10 protein-coding genes and 4 tRNA genes are annotated in these 13645 nt (G+C 62.5%); 8 read left to right on the forward strand and 6 right to left on the reverse strand.

Annotated features, from left to right (window positions below; translation table 11 throughout):
* Positions 1 to 158 precede the first annotated feature (158 nt).
* Positions 159 to 1058 (forward strand): DMT family transporter, encoded by a 900-nt coding sequence (locus tag ACYQ12_RS07845; protein ID WP_459869861.1) that lies wholly within the window; start codon positions 159 to 161, stop codon positions 1056 to 1058.
* 121 nt (positions 1059 to 1179) lie between these two features.
* Here the strand turns inward: ACYQ12_RS07845 and betA are convergent, their stop codons facing one another.
* From betA to betI, 3 genes are all read right to left on the reverse strand, one after another.
* On the reverse strand, positions 1180 to 2862 hold the full coding sequence (gene betA / locus ACYQ12_RS07850) for a choline dehydrogenase (protein WP_459869864.1): 1683 nt from the start codon (positions 2860 to 2862) through the stop codon (positions 1180 to 1182).
* Between the two features lie 87 nt (positions 2863 to 2949).
* Positions 2950 to 4434 (reverse strand): betaine-aldehyde dehydrogenase, encoded by a 1485-nt coding sequence (gene betB, locus ACYQ12_RS07855; RefSeq protein WP_459869867.1) that lies wholly within the window; start codon positions 4432 to 4434, stop codon positions 2950 to 2952.
* Between the two features lie 53 nt (positions 4435 to 4487).
* Positions 4488 to 5087, reverse strand: a complete 600-nt coding sequence (gene betI / locus ACYQ12_RS07860; protein WP_459869870.1) for a transcriptional regulator BetI — start codon at positions 5085 to 5087, stop codon at positions 4488 to 4490.
* A 281-nt stretch (positions 5088 to 5368) separates the two neighbouring features.
* Between betI and ACYQ12_RS07865 the strand changes: the two genes are divergently transcribed.
* The 6 genes from ACYQ12_RS07865 (at position 5369) to ACYQ12_RS07890 (ending at position 7411) form a co-directional block, all read left to right on the forward strand.
* A complete protein-coding gene (locus tag ACYQ12_RS07865) occupies positions 5369 to 6322 on the forward strand; it encodes a choline ABC transporter substrate-binding protein (protein ID WP_459869873.1) in 954 nt (317 codons plus the stop codon).
* Positions 6323 to 6425: 103 nt separating this feature from the next.
* A tRNA-Met gene (locus tag ACYQ12_RS07870) sits at positions 6426 to 6502 on the forward strand.
* A 144-nt stretch (positions 6503 to 6646) separates the two neighbouring features.
* A tRNA-Asn gene (locus tag ACYQ12_RS07875) sits at positions 6647 to 6722 on the forward strand.
* 55 nt (positions 6723 to 6777) lie between these two features.
* A tRNA-Asn gene (locus tag ACYQ12_RS07880) sits at positions 6778 to 6853 on the forward strand.
* A gap of 29 nt (positions 6854 to 6882) precedes the next feature.
* Positions 6883 to 6958, forward strand: a tRNA-Asn gene (locus ACYQ12_RS07885).
* A 279-nt stretch (positions 6959 to 7237) separates the two neighbouring features.
* The gene (locus tag ACYQ12_RS07890) at positions 7238 to 7411 is read left to right on the forward strand and encodes a hypothetical protein (protein WP_459869876.1); all 174 of its coding nucleotides are present in this window, start codon (positions 7238 to 7240) and stop codon (positions 7409 to 7411) included.
* A 6-nt stretch (positions 7412 to 7417) separates the two neighbouring features.
* On the opposite strand, the gene ACYQ12_RS07895 is transcribed toward ACYQ12_RS07890, so the two are convergent.
* The 3 genes from ACYQ12_RS07895 to ACYQ12_RS07905 are packed head-to-tail and all read right to left on the reverse strand — an operon-like array spanning position 7418 to position 12335.
* A complete protein-coding gene (locus tag ACYQ12_RS07895; protein WP_459874482.1) occupies positions 7418 to 8533 on the reverse strand; it encodes an ABC transporter permease in 1116 nt (371 codons plus the stop codon).
* Positions 8533 to 11262, reverse strand: coding sequence for a ribosome-associated ATPase/putative transporter RbbA (gene rbbA, locus ACYQ12_RS07900; protein WP_459869878.1), 2730 nt, complete (start codon positions 11260 to 11262; stop codon positions 8533 to 8535). Before rbbA ends, ACYQ12_RS07895 begins: the two co-directional genes overlap by 1 nt.
* On the reverse strand, positions 11259 to 12335 hold the full coding sequence (locus ACYQ12_RS07905; RefSeq protein ID WP_459869881.1) for an HlyD family secretion protein: 1077 nt from the start codon (positions 12333 to 12335) through the stop codon (positions 11259 to 11261). The genes rbbA and ACYQ12_RS07905 overlap by 4 nt, the downstream gene beginning before the upstream one ends.
* A 323-nt stretch (positions 12336 to 12658) precedes the next feature.
* Between ACYQ12_RS07905 and ACYQ12_RS07910 the strand changes: the two genes are divergently transcribed.
* Positions 12659 to 13630 (forward strand): NAD(P)H-dependent flavin oxidoreductase, encoded by a 972-nt coding sequence (locus ACYQ12_RS07910; RefSeq protein ID WP_459869884.1) that lies wholly within the window; start codon positions 12659 to 12661, stop codon positions 13628 to 13630.
* The last annotated feature ends 15 nt before the right edge of the window (positions 13631 to 13645 follow it).

Raw genomic sequence — 13645 nt, forward strand, 5'->3', positions numbered from 1 at the left:
CCTTTCATGGCTTCGAAAGGGCCGAAAAAGATGTAGAAATGACTCCAGGGCCATTCGCCCACGGCCGAGACTGAATCCTTTGGCATGAATCCTGTCGGCTGAACGACTCATCGTACCTGGGGCGGTTAACCTGCTCCCCGTTGCATGGAGATTGCGTATTGTTTTCGTCTACCGCGCTGGTAATAGCAGCCGCTTTCCAATGGGGGCTGGCCGGGGGGCTTGGCAGTCTGCTGATATCCCGAGGCTGGGCACCCGATGTCATCTCTTTCTGGCGGGCCTTGGTGGGGCTGGGATGCATGGCGATCTGGATGGTCGTGATCCGTCTCCGGGGGCGGCGCTTTTCCTTCAATCGCAAGTTAGTGCTTTGGTCAGTGGTCGCGGGGCTGGGCGTCGCAGGCAATTTCACGTTCTATTTCATCAGCATCAGCGAGGGAAGCGTAGCGGTGGCTGCCACCCTGATGTATAGCGCTCCGATCTTCGTTTACGTGGTCTCCTTCATTGCCGGAGTGGAGCGCCCTTCGCTGGTGAAGCTTCTCACCATCGTGCTGGTCATGGCCGGAATCGTACTGCTGACCGGCATCTACCGTGCACAGGCGGATGTGGTCACGATACTGGGCATCGTCAGTGGCCTGCTGGCGGGACTTGCCTATGCCTTGTTCATCTTCGGGTTCAAGTATGCCGGCGACTACGGGCCTGCACCGAGCGTGTTGTTCATTGCCTTCGCCACCGGCACGCTGGTCCTGCTGGCGCTGATCGATCACGGCCAAGCGTTAACCGTGCCGGTCTCGGCCGATGCGGCCTGGTTCTTCCTGCTTGGGTTGCTGGGCGCCGGCCTGTCGTTCTACTGCTATATCGCCGGGCTCCGGCACACCCTGCCTACTACGGCTTCGATCGTGGCCATGGTGGAGCCAGTCACCGCGGCTCTCTTTGGCTTGCTCATGCTTGGCGACACGTTGAACTGGCCGCAGGTCGTGGGCATGACCTTGATTCTGGGCGCCGTAACCGGCTTGAGCGTCCTGCAGAGCCGTCCTTCACGCAGCGCTACACTAAAACGGTAGTGCGGTATCGGTTCGGAAAGTGTTCCCGTTCTCCATTCCTTTTCCATGGAAGCGACGCCGAAGCCAAAACGCCCCGCATGAGCGGGGCGGGCAAGAGGGGCGGACAAGAGGGGCGGAGCGCTCAGGCCTTCGCTAGCTGGCGGGCCGGGGCGTCGCCGGCCACGTAGTAGGGGACATCGGCCCTGGGGAGCGGATCGCGGCCGCGCACCTTGTCGGCCATCTTCTCGGCGATCATGATCGTCGGGGCATTGAGGTTGCCGGTGGTGATGACCGGCATGATCGAGGCGTCGATCACCCGCAGCCCCTCGAGACCATGCACACGCCCGGCACCATCGACCACCGCCATATCATCCGTGCCCATCTTGCACGAGCCGCAGGGGTGATAGGCGGTTTCGGCGTGCTGGCGCACGAACTCGTCGAGCTCGGCGTCGCTCTGCACGTCCGGCCCCGGCGAGATCTCGCGGCCGCGATAGGGATCCATGGCCGGCTGGGCAATGATTTCCCGAGTGATGCGGATGGCATCGCGAAATTCCTGCCAGTCCTTCTCCTCGGACATGTAGTTGAACAGGATACTCGGCGCAGCGCCGGGGTCGCGGGAGGTCAAGCGGATCCGCCCGCGGCTCATCGAGCGCATCGAACCGACGTGGGCCTGGAAGCCGTGGGCCTGCACCGCGCTCTTGCCGTTGTAGCTGATGGCGATCGGCAGGAAGTGGTACTGCAGATTCGGCCACTCCTCGCCATCGTTGGTGCGGATGAAGCCGGCCGCCTCGAACTGGTTGCTGGCGCCGATACCGGTACCGAAGAACATCCACTCGGCGCCGATCCTGGGCTGGTTCCACCACTTGAGCGCCGGATAGAGCGAAATCGGCTTCTTGCACTCGTACTGGATATACATCTCCAGGTGATCCTGAAGATTTTCGCCAACGCCCGGCAGGTCGTGTACCAGCGGGATGTCGAATTCGCGCAGATGCTCGGGGTTGCCCACGCCGGAACGCAGCAGGATCTGCGGCGAGGCGATGGCGCCGGCGCATAACAGCACTTCGCGACGCGCCCGAACTTCCTGAGCCTGGCCCTTGCGCGAGTAGGCCACGCCCACGGCACGTTTGCCGTCGAAGAGGATGCAGTCGGTCATTGCATGGGTTTCGATGGTCAGATTGGGACGCCCCCTGGCCTGATCCAGATAGCCGCGTGCGGTGGAGGCGCGCCGTCCGTTGGGCGTGGTGGTGCGATCCATCGGCCCGAAGCCTTCCTGCTGGTAGCCGTTGACATCCTCGGTCTCGGGATAGCCGGCCTCGATGCCCGCACGGATGAAGGCACCGTAGAGTTCGTTGTTGCCCTCCTTGGGTGTGGCCACCGACACCGGGCCGTCGCCGCCGTGGTAGGCGTTAGGGCCGATGTCGCGGGTCTCCGCCTTCTTGAAGTAGGGCAGACACTCGAGGTAGTTCCAGTCCTCCAGACCGGGTGCCGCCGACCAGCGGTCATAATCCAGCGCGTTGCCGCGCAGGTAGCACATGCCGTTGATCAGCGACGAGCCGCCCAGGCCCTTGCCTCGCCCGCACTCCATGCGGCGGTCGTTCATGTAGGGTTCCGGGTCGGTCTCGAAGGCCCAGTTGTAGCGCTTGCCCTGAAGGGGATAGGCGAGGGCTGCCGGCATCTGGGTCCGGAAGTCGAAACGGTAGTCGGGGCCTCCGGCTTCCAGCAGCAGCACGCTGACCGCGGTGTCTTCGGTCAATCGCGTGGCGAGCACGTTACCGGCCGAGCCGGCGCCGATGATGATGTAATCGTATTCACGAGCCTGTGCCATGCCAAGGCCCTCCTGTCGATTCATGAAACGGGTGCAGCAAAGGAGGCAGCCGGGACTCCGGCTGCCCTGCCAGGGTTGGGGGCCTGGTTAGAAAACGGCCGGGAAGGGGCCCATCTCGACCTGCACGGACTTGATCTGGGTGTAGTGATCGAGCGTCGAAATGCCGTTCTCGCGGCCCACACCGGACTGCTTGTAACCCCCGACCGGCATCTGCGCCGGCGAGTCGCCCCAGGTGTTGATCCAGCAGATACCGGCCTCGATGCGCTGAATGACGCGGTGCGCGCGATTGAGCCCTTCGGTGAACACGCCGGCCGCCAGGCCATAGTGGGTGTCGTTGGCGCGGGCGATGACCTCCTCCTCGTCATCGAAAGCGAGAATCGCCATCACCGGGCCGAAGATCTCCTCACGGGTGATGCGCATGTCGTCGGTGCAGTCGGTAAACACCGTGGCCGAAGCCCAGGCGCCTTTGCCATAGTCATAGTCGGCATCGCCGTCTGCGGTCATGCGTGAGCCGCCGACCAGCAACCGGGCACCGTCCTGGTGACCGATCTCCAGATAGGAGAGCACCTTCTCCAGGTGTTCGAAGCTGACCAGCGGGCCGAAGTTGACCGTGGGATCGAGCGGGTCGCCCGCCTTGATACGCTTGACGCGCTCGACGATCTTGGCCTCGAAGGCGTCCTTGACCGAGCGCTGCACGAAGACCCGGGTACCGTTGGTGCACACCTGCCCGCTGGAATAGAAATTGCCCATCATCGCGGCATCGGCAGCGCGATCGAGGTCGGCATCGTCGAAGACGATCATCGGCGACTTGCCGCCCAGCTCCATGGTGACGTCCTTGAGTGTCGAGCCGGCGGCGGCGGACATGACTTTCTTGCCGGTGCCCACTTCGCCGGTAAACGAGATCTTGTCGATGTCGTCGTGCTCGGTCAGCATGGCACCCACGCGGCCGTCGCCTTGCACGACGTTGAACACGCCGTCGGGCAGACCGGCTTCGGTGAAGATATCAGCCAGCTTGAGCGCGGACAATGGCGTCACTTCGCTGGGCTTGAACACCACGGCGTTACCCGCGGCCAGTGCCGGGGCCGCCTTCCAGCAGGCAATCTGGAGCGGATAGTTCCAGGCGCCGATAGCGCCCACCACGCCGAGCGGTTCACGACGGGTATAGACGAAAGAGGTCTCACGCAGCGGAATCTGCGTGCCTTCGATGGCCGGGGCCAGACCGGCGAAGTATTCCAGCGAGTCGGCGCCGGTGACGATGTCCACTGCGCTGGTTTCGCTGATCGGCTTGCCGGTATCCAGCGTTTCCAGCTCTGCCAGCTCATCATTGCGCTCGCGCAGCAGCGCTACCGCCTTGTGGAGGACTCGGGCGCGCTGCATGCCGTCCATGGCGGCCCATGTCTTCTGTCCTTCACGAGCGCTGGCCACGGCACGATCGACATCGGCCGGCGAGGCTTGCTGAACGCTGGCGAGCACCTCGCCATTGGCGGGGTTGAGGGTGTCGAATGTCTCGCCGGATGTGGCATCCACCCGGCGCCCGCCGATATAGAGTTGCTGGGTTTCGAAAGTCGCCATGGGGTGCCTCCTGCGATATTGCATGGGATTCAGGCCGGGACGTGTGGTGACGCTCAGGCGCTGTATTCAGTGTGGTCTAGCTGAGTATCCAAATAGTCATAGGCCAAGTGGCGTGCGCGGTCGACATCGAGCCCCTCGGGCGCCAGGGCGCCGCGCAGCCACAAGCCATCGATCATCGCCGCCAGCCCGCGTGCGGCACGGCGTGCCTCCGGCTTGGGCAGGCAGCGGCGAAACTGAAAGCTCAGGTTCGAGTAGAGGCGCCGATCATTGACATACTGCAGGCGCTGCAGATCTGCGTGATGCATGCTCGAGGCCCAGAAGGCCAGCCAGGTCTTCATCACCGACCGGCTGATCTGGCTGCGGTCAAAGTTGCCATCGATGATGGCGCGCAGATGTTCCCGAGGCGTGTCATGCGCGAGGCTGGCGCGCCGTTGAATCACCGCGCTGCCCAAATCGTTGAGGATATGGCGCATGGTGGCCTCGATCAGCCCATCCTTGCCGCCGAAGTAGTGGCTGATGATGCCTGTCGAGACGCCCGCCCGCCGGGCGATACGTGCGATCGTGGCATCTGCCAGTCCGGCCTCGTCGATGGCTTCCATGGTGGCCTGGATCAACTGCTGGCGGCGGATAGGTTCCATTCCAAGCTTGGGCACCGCGTTGTCTCCTCTCGCATGCGACGCGATCGTTGCGTTGAAAGCGCAAGTGGCCTGTCAATGCAGCGTTCAGCTATAGTGTGCAGGATTTTTATTGAACGTTCAATCAATAATAGGGATAGTGGATTACATAGTTTTACACCCCTATCATAATAAAGCCTTATCGAAGATTCAGTGTTTCTTCGAATAATTTTATCCATCGGGTCGAGGCGTGTCTGATTGCAGCGACAAGACGCTGATGACACCGGCATGATCTCAGACCCTACCCGAGGAACGGTACGATGACGAAGAAGACGCTTTCCCTGTCCTTGCTCGCTGGCCTGACGACGCTCTCCGCTCCGCTGGCGATGGCGGAGGTGCCGCAAAGCTGCCAGACCGTACGCTTTGCCGAAGTCGGCTGGACTGACATTACCGCTACCACCGCGCTGTCGAGCGTGGTGCTCGATGCACTGGGCTACGACACGCGTGCCGACACGGTCTCGGTGCCGGTGGCCTACGCAGGCATGAAAAACGGCGACTTCGACGTGTTCCTGGGCAATTGGATGCCGTCGATGGCCTCCATCAGCGATCCCTACATCGAAAAGGGGAGTGTCGATCGCATCACCGCGAACCTGGAGGGGGCCAAGTACACGCTGGCCGTGCCGCAGTATGTCATCGACGCGGGCGTGACCTCAGTGGCGGATCTGGACGCTCACGCCGACGAGTTCGGACATCGTCTGTACGGTATCGAGGCGGGCAACGACGGCAACGAGATCATCCAGCAGATGATCGATGACGATGCCTTCGGGCTCGGCGACTGGCAGCTGGTCGACTCCTCCGAAGCGGGGATGCTGGCCGAGCTGAAATCGAAGACGGGAAACGAGGATTGGATGGTATTCCTCGGTTGGGAGCCGCATCCCATGAATACCAACTTCGACATGGGCTATCTGGAAGGGGCCGACGACTACTTCGGTCCTGATCTGGGCGGGGCGACCGTCTATACCAATGCGCGGGGCGGCTATGCTGAAGAATGCGCAAACGTGGGAGAGCTGCTCGAGAATCTGACCTTCTCGCTGGATATGGAAAACCAGATCATGAGCGCCATCATGGATGAGGGCGCGGAGCCGAAAACGGCGGCGCGCCAGTGGCTCAAGGTGCACCCCGAGGTGCTTAAGGCCTGGCTCGAGGGCGTTCAGACTGTCGATGGCGAACCGGGCCTGCCGGCCGTCAAGACGGCGCTGGGCCTGCAGGGCTGAGTCCCGCCAAGCCAGAGTGGCGATTCGGGCTTGCCATCATGCAATCCCATGTGCATAATTCGCCACCATCGTCGGGCGGCGCTACATGTCCCACGATGCAAGTGGCTACGTAGCTCAGCTGGTTAGAGCACATCACTCATAATGATGGGGTCCCCTGTTCAAATCAGGGCGTAGCCACCAGAATCGACGAAACGCCCATCGGCTTGTCCGGTGGGCGTTTTTCGTTTACGGACGGGGCGTGTTCGCGCCGATCCATCAGGTAAACGGCCGTAACCCTTGACGAATTTTTTTCGTTACGTATACTACGCCGCGTGTTCCGGATGTTCCCCGATAGCTCAGTTGGTAGAGCAAATGACTGTTAATCATTGGGTCGCAGGTTCGAGTCCTGCTCGGGGAGCCACATCGGACATGGCGCAGGTCATGCTCGGATTATCCTGACACCACAATTCGGCCATTCCCCGATAGCTCAGTTGGTAGAGCAAATGACTGTTAATCATTGGGTCGCAGGTTCGAGTCCTGCTCGGGGAGCCATCCAATGCCGAATTGATCCGTTATGCCGTTCCCCGATAGCTCAGTTGGTAGAGCAAATGACTGTTAATCATTGGGTCGCAGGTTCGAGTCCTGCTCGGGGAGCCAATGTCTTATCTTGATGCCTGCTCCCGGCATCATGCGAATCGCCGCTTGTCCCCCTGCTGATTTCCCGTCTCATGCCTTCTTGGCATCGTCGCATCCTCTGTGACGCTCGCTCCTTTTCGTTCCTGCGGAATGATCGGGGAATAAAGGGTCCTGGCCGTTCTCGACAGGCCAGATGAGTCCATTGTCCGCGTCTGATGACTTGCGCGCTCGGGTAGGCTCGTATTCCGTTAGATGCCTAAGCTGTAGTCATGTTTCGGTATGGCGGCCGGAGGCGGGATCATGTTGTGCGAACACTCACCACTTAAATGCTCCTGCGGGAGTGACGAGCTGGCTATCCCGAGCGAGGTGAGGGATGGCGCCTACGTCACCTGCGCGAGCTGCAACGCCGTGGTCTGCCACGTCGATGACTATCAGGCGCTGCTCGATGAGGCCGATATCAGATCCTCCCGTTGAAAGCCTTCAGTCCAACGACCTGCGCAACCGTGACAGGGACATGACAAAGAAGATCGTGCCGATGACCGCGAGCGTCACGAGTTGTGGCCAGACGACGGTCAGACCCGCCCCGCGAAACAGAATGCCCTGTCCCAGCATCACGAAGTGCGTGGTCGGAGCGGCGAGCATGATGTCCTGAATGAATTCCGGCATGCTTTCCCGTGGCGTCGTGCCGCCGGAAAGCATCTCCAGCGGGATCAGCGTGAGAATGATCAGCAGCCCGAGCTGCGGCATGGAGCGGGCCACGGTACCGAAGAAGATGCCCATGGAGGTCGTGGCGAACAGATGCAACGTGGCGCCGAACAGAAACAGGGCGACCGAGCCGGCAATCGGAACCTGCAGCCAGGTTGCCACGACCACGCGCAAGGCGAAGGCAGAGGCGAGCAGGACCACCAGACCCATCGACCAGACCTTGGCCATCATGATCTCGAAGGGAGTCACCGGCATCACCAGCAGATGCTCGATGGTGCCGTGCTCGCGCTCGCGGATCAGTGCCGCGCCGGTGAGGATGATCGACAGCATGGTGATCTGGTTGATGACCTCGTTCACCGCCCCGAACCAGGCCTGATTCAGGTTCGGGTTGTAGGCCACACGTACCACCGCTTGGACGGGCGTGACGGAATCGGGATCGTGGCCTGCCAGGAAGGTGGCGATCTCGTCGTTGATGATCTCCTGGATGTAGCCGGCCCCGGTGAACGCCTGGCTGATCTGGGTCGCATCGACGTTGAGCTGGATCGTGACAGTATGGCCGTCGAGCAGGTCGCGCTGAAAGTCCGGAGGAACGTTCAGCGTGAAGGTGTAGCGCCCCTCATCCATGCCTTCGTCCATGTCGGCATGCCCAGTCATCACCGGCGGCAGAAAATAGGGCTCCTGAAAGGCGTCGACGAGACGTTGCGACGCGGGTGAGCGATCCTCGTCGACGATGGCGATCGTGGCCCGGTGCAGGGTTTCAGGCATCGCGGTGGCGCTCGAGTAGATGCTAAGGCTGAAGGCGTAGACGATCAGCAGCAGCATGGCGGGGTCGCGCAGAAGCGTGCGCAGTTCCTTGAGGCCAAGCTGGAAGATATTGGAGAGCGTATGCATCATGTTTCCTGCTTCCTGAGACCGGCGAGGCTCAACAGGCTGAGCACCGGGATGGTCGCCAGCAGGGCCAGGAAGTAAGGATAGAGTTCGGTCAGGCCGAGGGCCTTGGAAAAGATGCCGCGGCTGATGACCAGAAAATGGCTGGTTGGGTAGAGCTGGCCGATCACGGCTGAAACGCCTTCCAGTGACGAAACGGGATGGATCATGCCCGAGAACTGGATCGCCGGTACCAGGGTGCCGATGGCGGTTCCGAAGATGGCCGCGATCTGGCTGTTGAAAAGCGACGAGACAAGGAAGCCCAGCCCGGTGGCGCACATCACGTACAGCAGGGCGCCCAGGGTCAGCGTGATCGGGCTACCCTTGATCGGCACGTCGAATACCAGTACCGACAGCAGCACCAGCAGTCCGAAATTGACCAGTCCCAGCGCCACGTAGGGCAGCTGCTTGCCGATCAGGAACTCCAGGCGCGTCACCGGCGTGACGTAGAAATTGGTGATCGACCCCAGTTCCTTTTCCCGTACGACCCCGAGCGCCGTCAGCATGGCAGGAATCATCATGAGCAAGAGCGGAATGACGGCGGGCACCATCGCCGGCAGGCTTCGCACGTCCGGGTTGTAGCGATAGCGAAGGGCAATGTCGACCTGGCCACTGCCGGACATGCCGCTGTCACGCGCCAGTTCCTGCACATAGCCGGCATGAATGCCCTGCACATAACCGCGAATCGTGCTGGCGCGAGTGGGCATGGCACCGTCGATCCAATAGGACACCTGCGGCGAGTCACCGCGCTTGAGGTCGCGTCCGAAATCGGGCGGGATTTCCACGGCCAGACTGATATCGCCGTTGCGCAGGCGTTCGTCGAGCTCCGCGTAGCTCTGCAGCGGCGCCTTCTCGCTGAAATAGCGTGAACCGGACAGGTTGAGACTGTAATGCTGACTGGTCGTGGTCTGGTCACGATCGAGTACGGCAAAGGAGAGATCTTCCACGTCCAGCGTAATGCCGTAACCGATGATGAACATGAGCAGCAGTGTCCCGGCCAGGGCCAGCGTGGCACGCACCGGGTCCCGGCGTAGTTCCATGCTCTCGCGCCGGGTATAGCTGAACAGTCGGCGCCAGCTGAAGCGTGGCGGCGGGGCGGCAGCGGCCGTTGCCGTGACGATGGAAGGGGAGCCTGCCGGTGCGCTGTCGGCCGGTTCCTCGGGGGATTGGCTGGCCTCGCGCAGATAGGCGATGAAGGCCTGTTCCAGCGTGGCGCTACCGCGACTTTCCATCAATGCCTGCGGCGTATCGCTGGCGAGTACCCGGCCGGCATGCATCAGTGAGATGCGATCGCAGCGCATGGCCTCGTTCATGAAATGGGTCGAGATGAAGATGGTGACACCATCCTCGCGTGACATCGTTGCCAACTGGGCCCAGAAGTTGTCACGGGCGACCGGATCGACCCCTGACGTGGGTTCATCGAGAATCAGGATTTCCGGGCGGTGGAGTATCGCAACCGCCAGTGACAGGCGCTGACGAACCCCCAACGGCAGGCGGCCGGGCAACTGGTCGACGACGCCCTCCAGGTCGAAGCGGGTCAGCAGCTCCGCGCGGCGCCGGCGATAGTCGGTATCGGAAAGATGGAACAGTCGGGCATGCAGATCGAGGTTCTGCCCTACACTGAGTTCGCTGTACAGCGAGAAGCCCTGCGACATGTAGCCGACCCGCCGTCGGGTCTCGATGTTCTGCGGATCGACCGGTTGGCCGAACAGCCGGGCCTTGCCTTCCTCGAACGGCAAAAGACCGGTCAGCATCTTCATGGTGGTCGACTTGCCGCAACCGTTGGAACCGAGGAAACCGAAGATCTCCCCTTTCTCGATGCGGAAATCGACGTGATCCACGGCGGTGAAATCCCCGAACCGCTTGGTCAGACCGTGGGCTTCTATGGCGACCTGGTCGTTGGCTCGCCGTGGCGGAATGTCCAACGCCTGATGTCCGCGGCGTTTTTCCTCGGGCAGCAGTTGGATGAAAGCGTCTTCCAGCGTCGTGCAGCGGGTCCGCTCGAGCAAACCTTGGGGCGTGCCGGTGTCGAGTATTCGGCCGTCGTTCATGGCTATCAGCCAGTCGAAGCGCTGGGCCTCGTCCATGTAGGCCGTGGCCACCAGAACGCTCATGTGGGGACGTTGCCGGCGGATGCTGGCGATCAGTTCCCAGAACTGACTGCGGGATAGCGGGTCGACCCCGGTCGTCGGTTCGTCGAGGATCAGCAGATCGGGGTCGTGAATCAGCGCGCAACACAACCCCAGCTTCTGTTTCATGCCGCCGGAGAGCTTGCCGGCAGGGCGCTCGGTGAACTCGCTCAGGCCGGTACTGCGAGTGAGGTCGGCGATGCGACGTTCACGCTCGCCGTGATCCTGACCGAACAGCCGCCCGAAGAATTCGAGATTCTCACGCACCGTCAGGGTCGGGTAGAGATTCTTGCCGAGCCCCTGGGGCATGTAGGCGATGCGCGGTCCCGCGAGGCGGCGATGCTCGCTATCGGCCATGTCGCCACCGAGGACTTCGATACGCCCTTGCTGGAGGCGCCGGGCACCGGCAATCAGTGACAGCAGGCTCGACTTGCCGACGCCATCGGGGCCGATCAGTCCGACCATCTGCCGCGCCGGAATGTCGAGAGTCACGTCGGCCAGGGCCATGGTCCTGGCGTACTGCAGGCCGACAGCGTTCAGTCGTGCGACGATGTCCCCGGTCATGACGCAACGTTCACGCGCAGAGCCTCGGGCCACTCGGCTTCGGAGTCGAGCTTGAGATAGGCCATGCCGGGCAGGCCGGTCTTGACCTGCTCAAGGTGCTCCTTCAGCAGTTGCGGATCGATGCGTGCCCGGATCCGAAACATGAGCTTTTCCCGCTCGCTGGCGGTTTCCACCGTCTTGGGGGTGAACTGAGCGGCGCTGGCGACGAAACTGACGCGGGCGGGAATCACGTATTCCGGGGCAGCATCCAGAATCAGGTGCACCTCGTCGCCCAATGCCACGCGACCGGCCTGCGAGGTGGGCAGAAAAAACGTCATGTAGACATCGGTCAGGTCGATCAGATTGAGCACGTTACCCCCTGGAGCCAGCACTTCGCCGGGTTCCGCCACGCGATACTGCACTCGGGCCAGACGGTCGGCACGCAACTGGCTGTCTTCCAGATCCGCCTGGGTCTTCGCCACGCTGGCTTCGGCGGCGTCGATGGCGGATTGCGCCTCGACGACCTGGGAACGTGACGCGACGATGGCGGCCTGGGCGGCCGAGACCTGGGCCTTGGCCGCCGCCAGCGCCGCTTCCTTGCTCTGCATGGCCGCCAGGTCATCGTCGACCTGCTGCCGGGAAATGGCACTGCGCTGGAGCAGGGCATGGGAACGCTCGTAGCGCTTGCGCGCCGCCGTCAACTCTGCCTGGCGCTGGTGCACGACGGCTTCGTCCGCCGCCTTGTTGCTTTCGTTCTGGGCCACCATGGCATGGGCGGTCTGCAGGGCGTTGCGCATGCGTTGCAGCTCGGCCTGGGCCTGGCGCAATTGCGCTTCGAGGGCGCGCGTGTCCATGCGGGCCAACAGCTCGCCGGGAGCCACGAAATCGCCTTCGTCGACCAGAATCTCCGCCACACGACCGCTCAGCTTGGTCGCCACGTCCAGCTCCGTGGCCTCGATGCGCCCGTTGCCGCTGGCGATCGACGCGTCAAGCGCGTCCGGGCGTAGCGTTGACCAGGCGATGAAGCCGACGATGGCCAGCAACCCCACGACGATCACGATTCTTGTCAGCATCTTGCGGTTGGGCTGCATCATGTGTGTCCGGCTCCGGTAGGCAGTGAAGACGATACGCTCTGGCCTGAGCGCTCAGATTAACCTGCACTGCTGAATGTATGTTGTCATGGATCAACAGTACAAGTCGGATGATGACTGCTGCCGAGTCTCGGTACCGTCGTGCCTCATGTGGCTGCTGCAGTGGCTGAGAAGAGCCGGCCATGCAGCGAAAGGCACATTGCATTGCCGTGCAAGGAAAGGGTTAGCTGTCGCTTTCCGGCCTTTGTCCTGCCGCCGACAGCGCGCATGAGTCGCCAGGAACGAGGAGCGGGAAAAGGACACCAACCAGAGAGAGCGGGCACTCGATGAAGACACGTATCACGGAACTGCTGGGAATTCGCTACCCGATCGTTCAGGGCGGCATGCAATGGGTAGGGCTGGCCGAGTTGGCTTCGGCCGTCTCCAATGCCGGCGGGCTCGGCATTCTGACGGCGCTGACCCAGCCCACGCCGGAGGCGTTGAGCCGGGAAATCGCGCGTACCCGAGAGATGACCGACAAGCCGTTCGGGGTGAACCTGACCATCCTGCCCGCCGTCAACCCGCCCCCTTACGCCGAGTACGTCGATGCCATCGTCGAGTCGGGCATCAAGATCGTCGAGACGGCGGGCAACAATCCGAAGGAATTCATCCAGCGTTTCAAGGCCCATGACGTCAAGATCGTGCACAAGTGCACCCAGGTGCGCCATGCCCTGGCCGCCGAGCGCAGCGGCGTCGATGCCGTGTCGATCGACGGCTTCGAGTGCGCCGGCCACCCGGGGGAAGAGGACGTGCCCGGATTGATCCTGATTCCCCTGGCGGCCCGTGCCCTGCGGATTCCGGTCATCGCCTCGGGCGGCATCGGCGACGGACGCGGCATGGCGGCGGCCATGGCGTTGGGGGCAGAGGGCATCAACATGGGCACGCGCTTCTGCGCGACCCGGGAGGCGCCGATCCACGACAACGTCAAGCAGGCCCTGGTCCGGGCCACGGAAAAGGATACGAAGCTGATCTTCCGCACGCTGCGCAATACGTCCCGGGTGCTGAAGAATGCCGTTTCCGAAGAGGTGGTCAGCATCGAACGGCGCCCCGGTGGCTGCGAGTTCGAGGACATTCGGGCACTGGTGGCGGGAAAGCGCGGCCAGGCGGCTTTCGCGTCCGGCGAGGTGGACAGCGGTATCATCAGCGCCGGACAGGTCATCGGACTGATCGACGACGTGCCCAGTTGCGCCGAGCTGCTCGAGCGCATGGTTCGTGACGCCCGCGAAGCGCTGGCCTCGGCGGCGTCGGCATTCGCGTGACGCCATGACACCGGC

Source organism: Halomonas shantousis (genome assembly GCF_054654615.1).